Source organism: Bacillus sp. ISL-18, from assembly GCF_018613415.1.
Taxonomy (GTDB): domain Bacteria; phylum Bacillota; class Bacilli; order Bacillales; family Cytobacillaceae; genus Neobacillus.
In genome coordinates, this window is the sequence record NZ_JAGGQG010000012.1 from 109,397 (window position 1) to 127,354 (window position 17,958).

At 41.6% G+C, this 17,958-nt stretch carries 16 protein-coding genes; all 16 read left to right on the forward strand.

Features of this window, described 5'->3' with window-relative positions:
* The first annotated feature begins 75 nt into the window (after positions 1–75).
* The 16 genes from J7E81_RS19205 to iolC all read left to right on the forward strand — a co-directional run bounded on the left by J7E81_RS19205 (position 76) and on the right by iolC (position 17,944).
* Complete coding sequence (locus J7E81_RS19205) at positions 76–3,882, forward strand: bifunctional 2',3'-cyclic-nucleotide 2'-phosphodiesterase/3'-nucleotidase (RefSeq protein WP_215045004.1); 3,807 nt, start codon at positions 76–78, stop codon at positions 3,880–3,882.
* Between the two features lie 255 nt (positions 3,883–4,137).
* Complete coding sequence (locus tag J7E81_RS19210) at positions 4,138–5,310, forward strand: ATP phosphoribosyltransferase regulatory subunit (RefSeq protein WP_215045006.1); 1,173 nt, start codon at positions 4,138–4,140, stop codon at positions 5,308–5,310.
* Entirely contained in the window at positions 5,303–5,926 is a 624-nt protein-coding gene (gene hisG / locus J7E81_RS19215) for an ATP phosphoribosyltransferase (protein WP_215045008.1), read from the forward strand. The genes J7E81_RS19210 and hisG overlap by 8 nt, the downstream gene beginning before the upstream one ends.
* A 13-nt stretch (positions 5,927–5,939) precedes the next feature.
* A complete protein-coding gene (gene hisD, locus J7E81_RS19220) occupies positions 5,940–7,214 on the forward strand; it encodes a histidinol dehydrogenase (protein WP_215045010.1) in 1,275 nt (424 codons plus the stop codon).
* 298 nt (positions 7,215–7,512) lie between these two features.
* Entirely contained in the window at positions 7,513–8,100 is a 588-nt protein-coding gene (gene hisB / locus J7E81_RS19225) for an imidazoleglycerol-phosphate dehydratase HisB (protein WP_215045012.1), read from the forward strand.
* A 40-nt stretch (positions 8,101–8,140) separates the two neighbouring features.
* On the forward strand, positions 8,141–8,767 hold the full coding sequence (gene hisH, locus J7E81_RS19230) for an imidazole glycerol phosphate synthase subunit HisH (RefSeq protein ID WP_215045014.1): 627 nt from the start codon (positions 8,141–8,143) through the stop codon (positions 8,765–8,767).
* Entirely contained in the window at positions 8,764–9,489 is a 726-nt protein-coding gene (gene hisA, locus J7E81_RS19235; protein ID WP_215045016.1) for a 1-(5-phosphoribosyl)-5-[(5-phosphoribosylamino)methylideneamino]imidazole-4-carboxamide isomerase, read from the forward strand. The genes hisH and hisA overlap by 4 nt, the downstream gene beginning before the upstream one ends.
* Positions 9,486–10,247, forward strand: coding sequence for an imidazole glycerol phosphate synthase subunit HisF (gene hisF, locus J7E81_RS19240; protein ID WP_215045018.1), 762 nt, complete (start codon positions 9,486–9,488; stop codon positions 10,245–10,247). The genes hisA and hisF overlap by 4 nt, the downstream gene beginning before the upstream one ends.
* Complete coding sequence (gene hisIE / locus J7E81_RS19245) at positions 10,244–10,861, forward strand: bifunctional phosphoribosyl-AMP cyclohydrolase/phosphoribosyl-ATP diphosphatase HisIE (protein ID WP_215045020.1); 618 nt, start codon at positions 10,244–10,246, stop codon at positions 10,859–10,861. The genes hisF and hisIE overlap by 4 nt, the downstream gene beginning before the upstream one ends.
* A 190-nt stretch (positions 10,862–11,051) precedes the next feature.
* Positions 11,052–11,807, forward strand: coding sequence for a DeoR/GlpR family DNA-binding transcription regulator (locus J7E81_RS19250; protein ID WP_215045022.1), 756 nt, complete (start codon positions 11,052–11,054; stop codon positions 11,805–11,807).
* A gap of 139 nt (positions 11,808–11,946) precedes the next feature.
* Positions 11,947–12,702 carry a DeoR/GlpR family DNA-binding transcription regulator gene (locus J7E81_RS19255; RefSeq protein ID WP_215045024.1) on the forward strand — a complete coding sequence of 252 codons (756 nt, stop codon included), beginning with the start codon at positions 11,947–11,949 and terminating at the stop codon, positions 12,700–12,702.
* 211 nt (positions 12,703–12,913) lie between these two features.
* The gene (locus J7E81_RS19260) at positions 12,914–13,777 is read left to right on the forward strand and encodes a sugar phosphate isomerase/epimerase family protein (protein WP_215045026.1); all 864 of its coding nucleotides are present in this window, start codon (positions 12,914–12,916) and stop codon (positions 13,775–13,777) included.
* 178 nt (positions 13,778–13,955) lie between these two features.
* Positions 13,956–14,345, forward strand: a complete 390-nt coding sequence (locus J7E81_RS19265; RefSeq protein ID WP_215045028.1) for a tautomerase family protein — start codon at positions 13,956–13,958, stop codon at positions 14,343–14,345.
* A gap of 205 nt (positions 14,346–14,550) precedes the next feature.
* On the forward strand, positions 14,551–16,026 hold the full coding sequence (locus J7E81_RS19270; protein ID WP_215045030.1) for a CoA-acylating methylmalonate-semialdehyde dehydrogenase: 1,476 nt from the start codon (positions 14,551–14,553) through the stop codon (positions 16,024–16,026).
* Positions 16,027–16,107: 81 nt separating this feature from the next.
* Entirely contained in the window at positions 16,108–16,926 is an 819-nt protein-coding gene (gene iolB, locus J7E81_RS19275; RefSeq protein WP_215045032.1) for a 5-deoxy-glucuronate isomerase, read from the forward strand.
* Positions 16,927–16,945: 19 nt separating this feature from the next.
* Positions 16,946–17,944, forward strand: a complete 999-nt coding sequence (gene iolC / locus J7E81_RS19280) for a 5-dehydro-2-deoxygluconokinase (protein ID WP_215045034.1) — start codon at positions 16,946–16,948, stop codon at positions 17,942–17,944.
* The last annotated feature ends 14 nt before the right edge of the window (positions 17,945–17,958 follow it).

The window sequence follows — 17,958 nt, forward strand, 5'->3', positions numbered from 1 at the left end:
GGTTTTCAGAAAGTTAGACAGAACATGGAGGTCTTGGCAAGAAAATTTAATCAAAGGGGATAGGTGAAGAGGCATATGAAAAAGAAAGATACTCGAAGATTTAGTAGATTAGCTGCTACAGCTTTGATACTCAGCACAATTGTTGCACCCTCAATACCTTACAAGGTAAAAGCCGCCGAGGCAGGTAGTAATACTGCTACTCTAAGAATTCTAGAAACTACTGATCTGCATGATGCAGCAATGGCCTATGATTATTACCAAGATACAGCGACTGGAATTAACTACGGTTTATCAAAGACGGCGACATTAATTCAGCAGGCTAGAGCAACGGCAGACAACTCTATGTTGTTTGATGCTGGTGATTTACTTCAGGGAAATCCGATGGCCGATTATGTGGCAAAAGTTAAGCCTCTGACAGAAAACGAAGTTCACCCAATGTTTAAAGCGATGAAGCTATTAAACTATGATGGGGGAATCGTTGGGAACCATGAGTTTAACTATGGCTTAGGATTCTTGAACACTGCCTTAAAAAATGCTCCATATCCAATTGTAAATGCTAATATTTATGTTGATGATCATGATAATGATCCAACTAATGATAAAAACTATTTTACACCGTATCAAATTTTACCTAAAAAAATCAAAGACAAAAACGGTGTCGAACAAACTGTGAACGTAGGGATTGTTGGGTTTGCACCACCGCAAATTTTACAATGGGATAAAGATAACCTTGAAGGAAAGGTTATTGTAAAGACTGCCGAAAAATATGTTCAAGAAATGAAAGAAGTAGGAGATGAGAAGGGGAGAAAGGCGGACGTAGTTATTGCAATTGCTCACTCCGGCTGTGACGTGACAAATGATGGTCAAGCAGATGCTGAAAATGCCGTATTCTCACTAAGTAAAGTGGATGGCATCGATGCCCTATTATTCGGACATGCACACTACGCCTTCCCAGCAGGTAAAGAATTCCACCAAGGCAGCAATCTAGCAAATCCTGATCTAGATGGCCTTAATACTACAAAGGGTACGATTAATGGTACACCTGCAGTAGAAGCAGGTTTCTGGGGTAACAATCTCGGTGTTCTTGACTTGGCATTAGTTCAAAATGCGGATGGAACATGGAAAGCCGATAAGGCTGCTTCCCATTCTGTAGATAAGCCTGTAACAGCTACAACCGCTGAGGATCCTGCGATTGTTAATGCTGTTAAAGCTGAACACGATGCAACCCTTCAATATGTACGCGGGAAAATTGGAGAAACTAGTACACCAATGTCCAGCTATTTCTCCCGTGTCATGGATGACCCAACCATCCAAATCGTTAACAATGCACAAACAGATTATGTGAAAAACTGGATTAATAAAAACCGTCCAGACCTGAAGGATGAACCAGTCATTTCCGCGGGTGCTCCATTCAAAGCGGGCCGTCAAGGGGCAACTGATTATACAAACATTGCAAAAGGTGACCTTTCTATTAAGAGCGCCAATGATCTTTATTTGTATAACAACACATTAAAAGCAGTCGAATTAACGGGTGCAGAAGTGAAAGAATGGTTAGAAATGTCTGCCTCACAATTCAACAAAATTGATTCTGCTAATCCTAATCCACAAGAATTAGTTGATTATGGATTCCAGCCTTACAATTTTGATGTGATTGACGGAGTTAGATACCAAATCGATGTAACACAGCCAGCGAGATACAACTATACAACAGGTGTTGTATCAAATTCTGATGCACACCGTATCATTAATTTTACAAACATGGATGGATCAGCGATTGATCCGAATCAAAAATTCATCGTTGCAACTAACAACTACCGTGCAAGCGGCGGCGGAAACTTCCCGGGTACGAAGGGTGGTAACGCAACCGTAGTGGTGGATTCTCCATTAGAAAACCGCCAGATTTTAATGGATTATATTAAGGACCAAGGGGTTGTCAATCCTGTTGCAGATAATAACTGGAAAATCGCGCCTGTTGGCGGAGTGGCGAAAACATTAACATTTAAATCTTCACCAGCCGCAAAAGAAGTTATAGCTTCAACACCTTCTATTAAAGATGTTGGTTCGACTTCTGATGGCTTTGAACAATACGCGCTGAATCAAGATGTTCACGTACAATTACTAGGAATCAACGACCTTCATGGACAACTAGACTATAAAACTACGGTCGCTGGTAAACCTGCCGGCGGAATTGAATATTTAGCAGGTTACTTGAAAGAAAGAGAAGCAACCAATCCTTCGAACACCTTAATGGTGCAGGCAGGAGATGCTGTGGGTGCGAGCCGTCCGGTATCCGCATTATTACAAGATGAGCCAACCATCCGCATTCTGAACGAACTTGGATTTGATGTAGGTACGATTGGTAACCATGAATTTGATGAAGGTGTAACCGAAATGCTTCGCTTAATTAATGGCGGTGCACATCCAAAGACGGTCGAGAAGTATGGTGTGTTTGAAGGGGCTGACTTCCCATATGTTGCAGCAAACGTTGTGAAGGAAGACACTGGCGAGTTAATTTTGCCTCCATACGTGGTCAAGGAAGTTGACGGCGTGAAAGTGGGCTTTATCGGTGTGGTTACAACGGAAACACCAAGCATTGTAACGCCAAGTGGTGTAAAAGGTGTGAAATTCACTGACGAAGCAGAAGCGATTAATAAGTATACAGCTGAATTAAAAGCTAAAGGGATTAAAGCAATTGTCGTTCTTGCCCATGATCCTGGAACTTCTGCAACAGACGGATCTAACCCAACAGGTAAAGTAGTTGATATCGCCAAGGCAGTCGATGATGAGGTGGACGTTATTTTTGGTGCACATGACCATAAATACCTAAACTCGACTGTTGACGGAAAATTGCTAGTTCAATCTTATTCTTATGGAACAGCTTTTTCTGATGTCGATTTAACCATCGATCCATTAACACAAGATATTGTTGAGAAAAAAGCGGAAATTATTACAACGTTCCAAGATGCTGCCCACCTTGATGCAAAAATTAAGGCAGAGATGGATCAATATCAGGCAGATGTTGCTCCTATCACGAATGAAGTAGTAGGGCAGGCGGCTGCACCAATTTCTCGTACGACGAATGAAGCAGGGGAAGCCCCGCTTGGTAACCTAATTGCTGATGGTATGAAAGCTGCAACCGGTACTGACTTTGCTTTCATGAATATTGGCGGAATCCGTGACGATATCAAGGATGCTGGAGAGATTACATGGGGAGAACTTTTTGCCATCCAGCCATTCGGCAATGACATCGTGACAGAAAATATCACTGGTGAGCAAGTAAGAACCTTACTAAATCAACAGTTCGCAGCCGATCGAAACCGAATTATGCAAATTTCTGGTTTGAAATACACTTGGTCCGATTTATTACCACTAGGACAAAAGGTTATTGATATTTACCTGCCAGATGGATCAAAGATTGATCCCAATAAAGTCTATTCAGTAACCGTCAATAACTTCATGGCAGACGGCGGAGATGGATTTGTAGTACTTAAGCAAGGTACAGATCGCACGACATGGTCCTCTGACCTGGATGTCTTTGTAAACTATATTAAGTCCTTTAAAGGGCAGCCAATTTCAGCAAAAATTGAAGGCAGAATTTTGATAGCGGACATTACGGCTCCAAAAGCGCCAGAAGTTGGACAAATCATTGCCCCAGCGAAAAGCGTAACCGGCAAAGCAGAAGCAAATTCAACCGTAAAAGTATACAATGGAAAAACACTGCTAGGCAGTGCAGTAGCTGATCAAAATGGAGTATTTACCATCTCTTTCAAAGCAGCTCAGACACATGATACAGTGTTAACCTTCACCGCTACAGACGCAGCTGGTAACACAAGTGAAACAACTTCAGTTAAATTAGTAAAAAGCAATCCGAAATTCCAGTAAGACCGATAGTTAGCGCCCCTGAGAGATTTTTCAGGGGTGTTTTTTTTACAAAATAACGCAATTTCTGCTGAATCTCGTGAAAATTTGCATAATTTACTGCGTACTGGACCTAAAACTAGTTTAAAATAGAAAGAAACTCAGTTGTTTATGATTGACGGAGGTCATATAAACAGGTAAACTTTAATTTATTAGCACATTAGCAGACTAAAGGATTTTAAAAATAGGAGCAAATCTGAAGATAAAGGATGGAGCAGAATGAGTCGCTTGTTTATGTTTGAAAAGCCGTTGGGAATGCGGGACACACTCCCTGAACTTTATGAAAAGAAGCACCATGTCCGCACCGAGATGGCAAATACCCTGAAACTGTGGGGCTACCAATTTATCGAAACCCCCACACTTGAATACTACGAAACCGTGGGAGCTGCCTCGGCCATCGCAGACCAGCAGTTATTTAAACTGCTCGACAAAGAAGGCCATACAGTCGTATTAAGACCTGATATGACGGCACCAATTGCCCGAGTAGCTGCCTCCAAGCTTTTAAATGAAGACCTTCCCGTGAGATTAGCCTATTCGGCCAATGTATTTCGCGCCCAGCAGCGCGAAGGGGGACGTCCGGCTGAGTTTGAGCAAATCGGCGTTGAATGTCTCAACGAAGAAACGGTTTCCTGTGACGGAGAGGTTATTGCCCTGCTTATTTCTTCTTTGAAAAAAGCGGGACTAGAGCAATTCCAGGTTTCCATCGGACATGTAGGCTTTGCAAACGAACTGTTTTTCCAAATCCTTGGAACAAATGGCAGAGCAACCACATTACGAAAATTTTTATTTGAAAAAAATTATGTAGGCTACCGCGAGCATGTCAACTCGCTCCAGCTCTCATCGATCGACAAAAAAAGACTCTTGCAGCTCCTTGAATTACGGGGCGGAGAAGAGGTAATCGGCTTGGCCCTTGATATCATTGAAAATGATAAAGGAAAACAGGCCATCCTTGAACTGAAGGAATTGTGGGATGTCATTAAGGATTATGGTGTGGAAGAATACGTAAAATTTGATTTTACGATTGTCAGCCATATGAGTTATTATTCCGGGATTCTTTTCGAAGCCTATGCCGGGAATGTCGGCTTTCCAATTGGAAATGGCGGTCGCTATAGTTTAATAGAAAAGTTTGGAAAAACAGCAAGCGCTACTGGTTTTGCAATCCGAATGGATACGCTCCTTGAAGCCCTTAGTGGCGGTCAGATTGAAAATACCACGCACTGTATCTTTTTCAGTCAAGAGCGGCGGAAAGAAGCCTTTGAATTGGCAGCAAGTATGCACGAGCAAGGGAAAAAGGCTGTACTCCAAGATATCACCGGTGTAAGAAATCTCGATGCATTTACGAAAAGATTTGCCGAGACAACTTATTTAATTGGAGGTCGCACAAATGAGTAACCTATTAACAATTGCGATGCCAAAAGGGCGGATTTTTATAGAGGCCGTTGAGCTGCTCCGCAAAGCAGGGTACAAGCTGCCGCCGGAATTTGATGATTCGCGAAAACTAATCATTGACGTTCCCGAAGAGGGCTTACGATTTATTTTAGCAAAGCCGATGGATGTGGCTACCTATGTAGAGCACGGTGTGGCGGATGTCGGAATTGCCGGGAAGGATGTACTGCTAGAAGAAGAGCGCGATGTCTACGAACTTCTTGATCTTAAAATCAGCTACTGCTATTTGGCAGTTGCCGGCCTTCCAGATACAAAAATGAATGACGTTGCTCCTCGAGTGGCCACCAAATATCCGAATGTGGCTGAGGCTTACTTCCGTGAGCAAGGCGAGCAGGTTGAGATTATTAAATTAAACGGCTCGATTGAGCTTGCGCCGATTATCGGTTTATCTGACCGGATCGTTGATATTGTTTCCACTGGGCGGACCTTGAAGGAAAATGGACTTGTGGAATATGAACGAATCAAGGATGTCACATCTAGATTTGTTGTCAATCCTGTCAGCTACCGCATCAAGGACCAACAGATTGATGATATGGTGAAACGACTTAGTGAAGTAGTGTAATGGAGGCATAGATATGAAAATCTTAAAAGTAAATGAACTTGTTTCGATCAAACGGTCGATTGAAGCAGGAACCTCCGAGCAGGTGGAGATTGTTAAAGGCATCATTTCAGAAATCCGCCATCGCGGCGAAGAGGCATTAAGGGAGTTTACGGAAAAATTCGACCGCGTCCATTTAACATCTTTTTCGGTGAGCGAAAGTGAAATAGAAGCGGCTTATACAGAAGTGGATCAGGAGTATATCGAAATCGTCCGCGAAGCAGCGGAGAATATTAAGTCTTTTCATGAAAAGCAGCTCCGCCCGTCCTGGATGACAACCGAAGAAAATGGAACGATTCTTGGTCAAAAAATTACCCCGCTCGATTCGGTTGGCGTCTATGTGCCGGGGGGCACGGCTGCCTATCCTTCATCGGTTTTAATGAATGTGATTCCGGCGAAAGTAGCCGGAGTGAAGCGGATTGTGATGGTATCTCCTCCAGATGAATCAGGGAAACTTCCTGCAGCAGTGTTAGTTGCCGCAAAAGAAGCAGGCGTCAAAGAAATTTTTAAAGTAGGCGGCGCTCAAGCGATTGCTGCGCTTGCATACGGAACAGAATCGATTGCTCCTGTTGATAAAATTACCGGACCTGGAAATATCTTTGTTGCACTAGCCAAACGTGAAGTGTTTGGTGATGTTGATATTGATATGATCGCCGGCCCTAGTGAGATTGCCGTGTTAGCAGATGATACTGCCCGTGCTGATGAGGTCGCGGCTGATTTGTTATCACAAGCCGAGCACGACCCGCGCGCCTGCAGTGTTCTTGTTACACCTTCGCTTGCGTTAGCAGAGGCGGTTGCTAAGGAAGTGGAAAAGCAGCTTGCTGTGTTGCCGCGCAGGGAAATTGCTTCTCGTGCTATCGCCGATTATGGTGCCATTTATGTAACGGCTGATCTAGATGAAGCAGTGGAAACAGTTAATCAATTAGCCCCGGAACATCTTGAAGTCATCACGGAGAATGCCATGGAGCTGCTCGGGAAAATTCGCCACGCCGGCGCCATCTTTATTGGCCGTTACAGCTCTGAGCCCGTCGGCGATTATTTTGCCGGACCGAATCATGTTCTGCCGACAAATGGGACAGCACGGTTCTCCAGCCCGTTGAATGTCGATGATTTTCAGAAGAAGTCTAGTGTGATTGTATATAGTGAAAAAGCATTAAAGGAAAATGGCGAAAAGATAGCCAAGTTCGCCCGAATGGAAGGGCTCGAAGCCCACGCTCGTGCGGTTGAGACTAGGATGAAGAACGATAAATAAATCGCACATTGAGCTCAAAATCGAAAGGATTGTCCTTAAGAGGATTGAGGAGGACAAAATAAGTAGGAAATCAAAGGAATTGACCTTATGAGGTGTCCATAGGCTGTCCAATAGAGACCGTCTAAAGGACAAATCACAAAGAAAACTTCCGGTTTTCGTCCAATAGAGTCCGTCTAAAGGACAAATCCCGAAGAAGACCGCCTGGTACTGTCTAAGAATCCGTTTAAAGGACAAATAACGAAGTAAACCACCGGGTAATGTCCCAACTATTAAAAAGAGTAAAAAGGAGCACCTCAAAATGGAAAGAACAGCAAGTATTGAACGAATTACTGGTGAAACACAAATTAAACTAGCGTTTGATATTGATGGAGAAGGCAGGTCCAATCTCGAAACCGGCGTCCCGTTCATGGACCACATGCTCGATCTATTTACCAAACACGGCCAGTTTAATTTAACGGTCGATGCCAAAGGCGATATCGAGGTCGACGACCATCATACAACAGAGGATATCGGTATCTGTTTAGGCCAAGCCCTCCGTGAAGCCTTAGGAGACAAACGCGGCATCAAGCGTTACGGAAATGCATTCGTGCCAATGGACGAGGCGCTCGCACAGGTAGTAGTCGACCTTAGCAACCGCCCGCACCTAGAAATGCGCGCTGAATTCCCTAGTCAAAAAGTGGGAACCTTTGATACCGAGCTTGTCCATGAATTTCTCTGGAAACTAGCCCTAGAGGCCCGGATGAACCTTCATGTTATTGTCCATTATGGACAAAACACTCACCATATGATTGAAGCCGTCTTTAAAGCACTAGCAAGAGCATTAGACGAAGCAACCACGATCGACCCGCGCATCAAAGGCGTGCCATCGACCAAAGGAATGCTCTAAGATCAACCATAGAAAGCGACCGATAAGGAAGGTGACAGAAATGATTGGAATCGTAGATTACGGAATGGGAAACCTTTTCAGCGTCAGCAAAGCCCTTGAACGGCTAGGCGCCGACTATTTTATCTCCGCAGATAAAACCGAGTTACTGAATGCCGATGGATTAATTCTTCCGGGAGTCGGTTCCTTCCGTGATGCGATGGAACGCTTGCAGGTAGAGACCATAAAAGAATTCGCCGCAACCGGCAAGCCGTTATTAGGCATCTGCCTCGGCATGCAGCTTCTTTTTGAAGAAAGTGAAGAAAACGGTCCTACCAAAGGATTAGGCTTACTGCCAGGCAAGGTCCGCCGTTTCCCTGGAACCACACCAGCAGGCGAAACCTACAAGGTCCCGCATATGGGCTGGAACCGGCTTGAATTTGTGAAAGACTCGCCATTGTTAACGGGTCTAAACGAAGACTATGTTTATTTCGTACACTCCTATTTTGTTGATTCCGACCGTAACGATGCCCTTTTGGCGAAGGCAGACTATCATGAACAAGTCTCAGCGGTTGTAGGCAGAGATAATATTTATGGCATGCAATTTCACCCGGAAAAAAGCAGCAAACTGGGGATGGCCTTATTAAATAACTTTTTAAAAATGGCTGCGGAAAGGGAGGCGGTTCGATGAGTTTAACCATTTATCCAGCAATCGATATGCGGGGCGGAAAATGTGTCCGTCTCCTTCAAGGGGACTACGATAAAGAAACGGTTTATGGAGATTCTCCATTCGAAATGGCAAAAAGTTTTGCAGAAGCGGGAGCCGAGTGGATTCATATGGTTGACCTTGATGGAGCAAAAGACGGCAAGCGCGTAAACGACCGTTTTGTCATTGAAGCCGCGCAAAACCTCAATGCCAAGGTTCAAATTGGCGGCGGAATCCGCTCAGAAGAAGATATCGTCCACTATCTTGAAAATGGCGTCGACCGCGTCATTATTGGCAGTATTGCCGTTTCCAATCCGGAGTTTGCGATCGAAATGATTGCAAAGTATGGAGCAAAAATTGCTGTGGGCATTGATGCGAAAAATGGTTATGTTGCGACACATGGCTGGCTTGATACCTCTTCGGTCAAGGCGGTCGAGCTTGGCAAACGATTTGCCGATGCAGGTGCCGAAACATTTATTTTTACCGATATTGCTACCGATGGTACCTTAGCGGGCCCAAATATTGATGCCGTTTGTGAACTAGCAGAAGTAACGGGCAAAACTGTCATTGCCTCCGGCGGTGTCAGCAGTCTTGCCGACTTGCAGGCGATTGCGAAGAAAGGGATTCGAGGAGCGATTGTAGGCAAGGCCCTGTACGAAAATCGTTTTACCCTTACGGAAGCATTGGAAGAGGTGGGAGTAAAGTGACGTTAACGAAACGAATTATTCCTTGTCTTGATGTAAAAGATGGCCGGGTTGTAAAAGGGATTCAATTTGTTCAGCTTCGCGACGCAGGTGATCCGGTGGAACTAGCTCGATTTTATGATGAACAAGGCGCGGATGAATTGGTATTCCTTGATATTTCTGCATCTGTTGAGGGCCGGAAAACAATGGTCGAAGTTGTTAAAGCGGTAGCATCCGAGCTTGCGATTCCGTTCACTGTCGGCGGGGGCATCAATGCCTTAGAGGATATGAAAAGAATTCTCCGCGCTGGTGCCGATAAAGTGTCGCTGAACACTGCGGCAGTCTTAAATCCTGACCTAATCAGGGAAGGTGCCAGTTACTTTGGCTCGCAATGTATAGTTGTGGCAATTGATGCAAAATATGATCCGGAAATTGGTACTTGGCGTGTCTACACCCATGGCGGCCGAACACCGACAGAGAAAAAAGTTGTCGAGTGGGCGGTGGAAGCAGCCGAGCTTGGTGCTGGGGAAATCCTCCTTACAAGCATGGACAGTGACGGTGAGAAAAATGGCTTTGACCTGGAGTTGACCAAAGCGGTTAGTGAAGCTGTCACGATTCCTGTTATTGCTTCAGGCGGGGCAGGCAATGCCGACCATTTTGCTGATGCCTTTTTAAACGGTAAGGCCGATGCCGGGCTTGCTGCCTCTATTTTTCATTACAAGGAAACATCGGTTGACGAGGTTAAAAGCTTTTTAAGGGAAAAAGGAGTGAGCATACGATGAACGTGAAATTTGATGAAAAGGGGCTCGTCCCCGCTATTATCCAAGATGCTGATACAAAAGAAGTGTTAACTCTTGCCTATATGAACGAAGAATCTTTACAAAAAACAATCGAAACGAACGAAACTTGGTTTTATAGCCGTTCCCGCCAGGAGTTGTGGCACAAAGGAGCAACCAGCGGTAATACCCAGACGGTGGCCAGCATTAACTATGACTGCGACCAGGATGCATTATTAGTACAGGTTTATCCGAAGGGCCCTGCCTGCCACACCGGAGCCGTCAGCTGTTTTTCTGAACGGGTTGTGGACCGTGAGGCCAATTTAGCAGATTATCAGATTTTACAATCTTTAGAAAAAGTCATCTTAGAACGTGAAAAACAGCGTCCAGAAGGGGCTTATACCACTTACTTGTTTGAAAAAGGCGTCGATAAGATTTTGAAAAAGGTTGGCGAAGAAGCAGCGGAAGTTATTATTGCGGCAAAAAACCGTGATCATGAAGAACTTCGTTGGGAAGCAGCCGATTTACTCTATCACCTTCAGGTTTTATTGGTAGAACAAGAGCTGCCATTTAAAGAAGTATTAAGAACGTTAGAAGAAAGACACAAAGACCGGTCCTAATAGGGCTCTGTTTTTTATTTTGCGTGAAAAATCAATATTCCCTTCCCCATGAATCAACATTTGGTCATAAATTACAGCATTTATCCACTTTATATAATTTTATTTAAAAAATATTAGTGAAGTTTTGGGTAAGTAATGATAATATATTTGTATACATGGAAAACAAATGATTCATAGGGGGTGAGACGAATTGATTAAAGAAAAGCGCATCAAAAAAATTCATGACTATGTAATTAAGCAAAAATCTGCATCATTAGACGAATTGGTTTCGGTCTTTGATGTATCGAAAAACACCATTAGGCGTGATATTCAAACACTGGTAGAACGGGGGGACTTGAAAAAAGTTTATGGCGGTGTATCTGTTATTCATAAGAAACTCGAGTCCATTCAAGACCGAAAAGCACGAAACCAAATCCAAAAAGCATCGATTGTAGAAAAAGCATCTAGCTATGTGGACGATGGGGATGTGGTCTTCATCGATTCAGGAACGACAACTATTGAAATGATTGAATATATTAAGGACAAGAGTTTGACCATTTTTACCAATAGTATTGAATTAATTATCCGTGCACTTCCATTTACAAATTTAACCGTTATCTCAACCGGCGGGTTACTTGATCGAAAAACCGATTCGTTTGGAAGCCCGCTTTATATAGACTTACTAAGTAACTACAATATAAAGAAAGCCTTTATGGCATCTACCGGTATCTCACTCTCTAACGGGGTAACGAATGCATCGCCATTAGAAAGTGAATTAAAAAAGGCGATCGTTAAAAGAAGTTCAGAGGTTTTTTTATTAGTGGACCACGATAAATTTGATAAATATGGGTTAATGACCTATTGTAATTTAGATGAAATTGATTACCTAGTTACTAATAAATCCCCAAATACAACTTACAGAGAATATGCTAAAAAAAATTCTATCCGGCTTGTGATTTCTAAATAAATGCATGATTCGTTTAAGAATAAAATAAAAATATTTCATCCTTTTTATAAAAAATAATGAAGTTCTGGTTATTTGTTGGTACTATGGAGATAGAATAGATATAACGTAAGCGATAACAATAGCATAGGGTGAAATTAAAATGATAAAGGATAAACGCATCAAAAAAATACATGATTATGTGATCGAACATCAATCTGCCTCATTAGATGAACTAGTAGAAGTTTTTGATGTATCTAAAAATACGATTAGACGTGATGTTCAGGATTTAGTTGACCGGGGAGATCTCAAAAAAGTCTATGGTGGTGTATCGGTCGTTCATAAAAAACTTGAACCTTTTCAAGATAGACAAATACGTAATCAAGAACAAAAGGCATTAATTTCAGAAAAGGCAGCTAGCTTTGTAGAGGATGGGGATTTTATCTTCATCGATTCGGGCACCACTACAATTGAAATGTTTGATTTTCTAAAGGAGAAAAACCTGACCATTTTTACGAATAGTATCGACTTTATCGTTCGTGCCCTTCCGTTTGAGAATCTCAATGTGATCTCTGTAGGAGGGATGCTTGACCGTAAAACCAATTCCTTTGTTAATCCAAGAAATATGGAGTTATTTAAAGATTATAATATTAAAAAAGCCTTTATGGCTTCTACGGGTATTTCATTGGTAAACGGAGTAACGAACGCTTCTCCTTTGGAAAGTGAATTAAAAAAGACCATTGTTAATCGCAGCTCTGAGGTCTATCTATTGATAGACCACGATAAATTCGGCCGATATGGATTAATGACCTATTGTAGTCTAAATGAGCTTGATTTTTTAATTACGGATAAACTTCCGGATGAGACTTACCAAGAATACGCTAGGAATAACCAAATTCAGCTTGTTATCGCTGACTAGCGGATTTTTGCTAAAACCCTTCTTTTTGGCTATTTCCATTTTAGAAGGGTTTTTTTGTTTAATTGATAAAAATATATTGATTATTGGCACTGTTCGTATTAATATGTACTTATAAATAACCAAAAGTTAACCAACATATAATAAAAAGTTGGATATCTTAAGTTGATTAACTTGAAAGTGCTTTGGCCTACTAAAGAAGGGGGAAATTAGCATGCGTTTAGCATACGATCCGTCACATTATCGTGACAATACGAATCTTAAAGAAACAATTGATACAGTTGCTAGATTAGGATATGAATGGGTAGAGTTATCACCGCGTAAAGATTTTATTTGGTTCTACGAATATCCAAAGGTTGATAGGCAATTGATAAAGGACTTAAAAAGATATTGTTCCGATGCTGGTGTTCGAATCTCTTCTGTCCTTCCTGTTCAACAATGGTCTTCACCAGATGAACAAGAACGCCAAGCTGCCGTAAGAAATTGGAAACGCTGTATTGAAATCACTTCTGATTTAGGAGTAGATTTAATGAACAGTGAATTCGCTGGTGACAAAAGCCGTCCAGTGGAAAGTGAAGCTGCTTTTGTAAAATCAATGGAAGAGCTAATGCCTATTTTTGAAAAAGAGGGGATTGATTTAAATCTACAATCCCATCCAAATGATTTTATCGAGTTAAACACTGAAGCCATCCGAATGATTCGTGCCTTCGATAAAGATTGGATCAAATTAGTTTATTCTGTCCCCCATGCTTTCTTTTATGACGATGGGATCGGCGATGTAGCCCAACACCTAGAGGAAGCGGGAGATTTACTTGCCCATGTTTTAATTGCTGACACACTTAATCATAAAGCAGCCTTCGGATTAAGATATATTATTAATCCTCCCAATGCAAATGTCACAATCCACCAGCACTTGAATCCTGGTGAAGGGGAAATAAATTTTGATGCTTTATACCGGAAATTAAGAGAAATGAAGTTTGATGGAATTGTAACAAATTCAGTGTTTGCTTACCCTGATAGACCAGAGTGGTCCAATGAAGTTACGTTGAAATCCATTAGAGAGGGTCTACATATTTAATCGTCTATTTATATTAGAAGTCTTTTCTCAATCTTTGAGAAGAGACTTTTTTTGTGGGATCGAAGAAAGTGGTTGACGAATATTCTAATCATTATGATATAATCATAATATAACCAAAACTTAATCAATAGTTAATATTAAGTTGGTAGGTAATATTCAATTAGTGGGAGGAAATTAGATGCCGTTAGTTAGATTTGATTTAATAGAAGGACGAGGTAAGGATGCTATAAAACTATTATTGGATGCCGCGCACCGAGCTGTTGTAGAAGCCTTTGGCGTACCAGAACGGGATCGTTACCAAATTATCAATCAGCACCCTGCCCATGAATTAATCATCGAAGATACTGGTTTAGGATTTGGAAGAAGCCAGAATCTAGTTATTGTCAGTGTAACAAGTACTCAAAGAAGTGATAAACAAAAGAAGGAATTTTATAAACTCTTAGTAAAAGAGCTGGTAGAATCCTGTGATATGGAACCAAACGACATCATGGTCTCAATCGTTACAAATGGGGCAGCTGACTGGAGCTTTGGTTTTGGAAAAGCACAGTTTTTAACTGGAGAGTTGTAATCATACGTGCATTTTATTAATAGTAAATTTTTATCTAAAAAGTAATAAAAAACTGTTGACTGAAAGCGGTTTTAGTATTAACATGTAATCAAAGATAACCAAAAGGTGACCAACAGGTGACAACGATATAGTGATAACTTATTAGTTTCTAGGCTGATAGGTGGTCTTTGTAGAACTTGTACCCAACTAAAGGAGGAAGAAAAAAATGTCTAACGTAATCGTAACAGTTGAAACTCTAAAAAATTACATAAATGGTGAATGGGTCGAAAGTAAAACGACACAGTTTGAAGATATCTACGATCCTGCTAAAAAGGAAATTATTGCAAAGGTTCCACTTTCAACAAAAGAAGAGTTGGATTATGCAGTTGAAGTCGCTGCAAAGGCGTTCGAAAGCTGGAAAAAGGTACCTGTTACAAAACGTACGAAAGTTCTATTTAAATTCCAACAATTATTAGAAAAGAATAAACAAGAATTGGCTCGTATTATCACGATCGAAAACGGTAAAAACCTTTCTGAAGCACTAGGTGAGGTAGGACGTGGAATTGAAAATGTGGAATTTGCATCAGGTGCTCCTACACTGATGATGGGAGATTCACTTTCAACGATTGCAACAGATGTTGAGGTCACTAATTTTCGTTATCCAATAGGGGTCGTTGGCGGAATTACACCATTTAACTTTCCAATGATGGTACCATGCTGGATGTTCCCAACCGCCATTGCCGTTGGAAATACATTCGTTCTTAAACCATCTGAAAGAACACCATTATTAGCTAATCGATTAGCAGAACTATTAGAAGAAGCTGGTCTTCCTAAGGGCGTATTTAATGTGGTTCATGGTGCACATGATGTAGTAAATGGACTGTTAGACCACCCAGAAGTAAAAGCTATTTCATTCGTAGGTTCAAAGCCGGTTGGAGAATATGTTTATAAGCGCGGAAGCCAAAATCTAAAACGTGTTCAAGCCCTAACAGGTGCGAAAAACCACTCCATCGTTTTAAACGATGCAGATTTAGAGCTTGCCACAACAAACGTTATTGCTTCAGCGTTTGGTTCGGCTGGCGAACGTTGCATGGCTTGTGCCGTTGTAACCGTAGAAGAAGGAATAGCAGATGAGTTTCTTGAGAAATTAGTCGAGAAATCAAAAGCAGTCAAAATCGGACATGGCCTTGACGAGGGAGTATTCTTAGGACCAGTTATTCGCGAACAAAATCAGCAGCGTACATTAGGATATATCCAAACAGGTATTGATGAAGGTGCTAAACTAGTATGTGATGGCCGTGAAAATGCTCCTGAAGAAGGATATTTTGTTGGACCAACTATTTTCGATGATGTGACAACTGATATGACGATCTGGAAAGATGAAATTTTCGCACCAGTACTTTCCATCGTTCGTGTGAAAAATCTAAAAGAAGCTGTGGAAACCGCAAATAAATCAGAATTTGCAAACGGCGCATGTATCTATACTTCAAATGCATCTTCCATTCGTTACTTCCGTGAGAATATTGATGCAGGAATGCTTGGTATTAACTTAGGTGTTCCAGCACCAATCGCTTTCTTCCCATTCTCAGGATGGAAATCTTCCTTCTTTGGAACATTACCTGCGAACGGAAAAGACGGCGTAGAATTCTACACACATAAAAAAGTGGTTACAGCAAACTATAAAACACCTTCATTCGAATAAATATCAGCATCATAAAAAGGCTATTATCCTGTCTCTTACAGTCAGGATAATAGCTATTACATAGATAGGAGAGGATTACACGTGAGTAAATTGCTCCGAAAACCCAAACAAAACGAAACTTCACCAGGAGTTACCATCGTTCAGGAAGTAACTAGTGAAAACTCCCCGTTAGAATATGTTGGTTTCAAAGTAGTCGATTTAGCCCCGGGTGCTAAGTATACAGAAGACTTAAGCAAAGTGGAATGCTGCATAGTTGCCTTAACAGGAAAAATAAATGTGACGGCTGGCGAAGAAGTTTTTGAGAATATCGGCACAAGGGAAAACGTTTTTGAAAAGAAACCAACCGACAGTGTTTATGTTTCCAATGACCGTTCTTTTGAGGTGGAGGGTGTTACACAAGCTCGTGTGGCTCTTTGCTATTCACCATCGAACAATCAACTTCCTACAAAGTTAATAAAGGCAGATGAGAATGGAATTGAAAATAGAGGAAAATACAGCAATAAGCGTTTAGTCCATAATATCCTGCCAGATTCCAATCCATCTGCTAATAGTTTACTAGTTGTAGAGGTATTCACAGAAAGTGGGAACTGGTCAAGCTATCCACCACATAAGCATGATCAGGATAATTTGCCAGATGAATCATTTTTAGAAGAAAGCTACTACCATGAAATGAACCCGCAGCAAGGATTTGTATTCCAGCGCGTCTATACAGATGACCGTTCAATAGATGAAACCATGGCTGTCGAGCATGGTGATGTCGTTTTAGTACCTGCCGGCTATCATCCAGTTGGTGTACCTGATGGTTATGAATCCTATTATTTAAATGTTATGGCAGGCCCAACACGTATTTGGAAATTCTACAACGAACCAGCCCATGAATGGATTCTAAATCGCAAATAAAAAGGAGTGGCTTTTAAACATGAAAATTCAATTTAGTTCTGATAGAGAGTTTGATTTGATTGCAATTGGTCGTGCATGCATGGACTTGAACGCAGTGGAATACAATCGTCCAATGGAAGAAACGATGACATTTAAAAAATATGTGGGCGGTTCACCAGCCAATATCGCCATCGGCTCATCGAAGCTTGGTTTAAAAGCAGGTTTTATTGGAAAACTTGCCAATGATCAGCATGGACGGTTTATTGAGCAATATATGAGCGGTGTGGGTGTTGATACATCCAACATGGTAGTGGATCAAGAAGGTCATAAGACAGGCTTGGCTTTTACAGAGATTAAGAGTCCGGAAGAATGCAGCATTTTGATGTATCGTGATGAAGTAGCGGATCTCTATTTGCAACCATCAGAAGTAGATGAAAACTATATTAAAAAGGCGAAGGTTCTGCTAGTATCAGGAACTGCTCTTGCCAAAAGTCCTTCACGTGAAGCGGTGTTAAAAGCGATTCAACTAGCAAAGAAAAATGACGTAAAAGTAGTATTCGAATTAGACTATCGCGGATACACATGGACATCCCTTGAAGAAACATCTGTTTATTATACATTAGTAGCACAGCAGGCAGACGTCGTTGTTGGTACACGCGATGAATTTGATGTAATGGAAAATGTGACTGAAGGAAGCAACGCTGAAACCATTGAACAATTGTTTAAGTATTCTCCAGAATTAGTCGTTATTAAGCATGGTGTAGAAGGATCCTATGCGTATACAAAGTCAGGAGAAACGTTCAGAGGCCATGCTTACTTAACAAAAGTACTAAAAACGTTTGGTGCCGGAGACTCCTACGCCTCTGCCTTCTTATATGCGTTAATTTCAGGTAAAGATATTGAAACGGCTTTAAAATTCGGCAGTGCGTCTGCAGCAATTGTTGTAAGTAAACACAGTTCTTCAGAAGCAATGCCAACAGTGGCTGAAATTGAACAATTGATTGAAGAAAGATCGGAAAAAGCAGAACAATTAAGCTAGAGGTGAAAATAGCC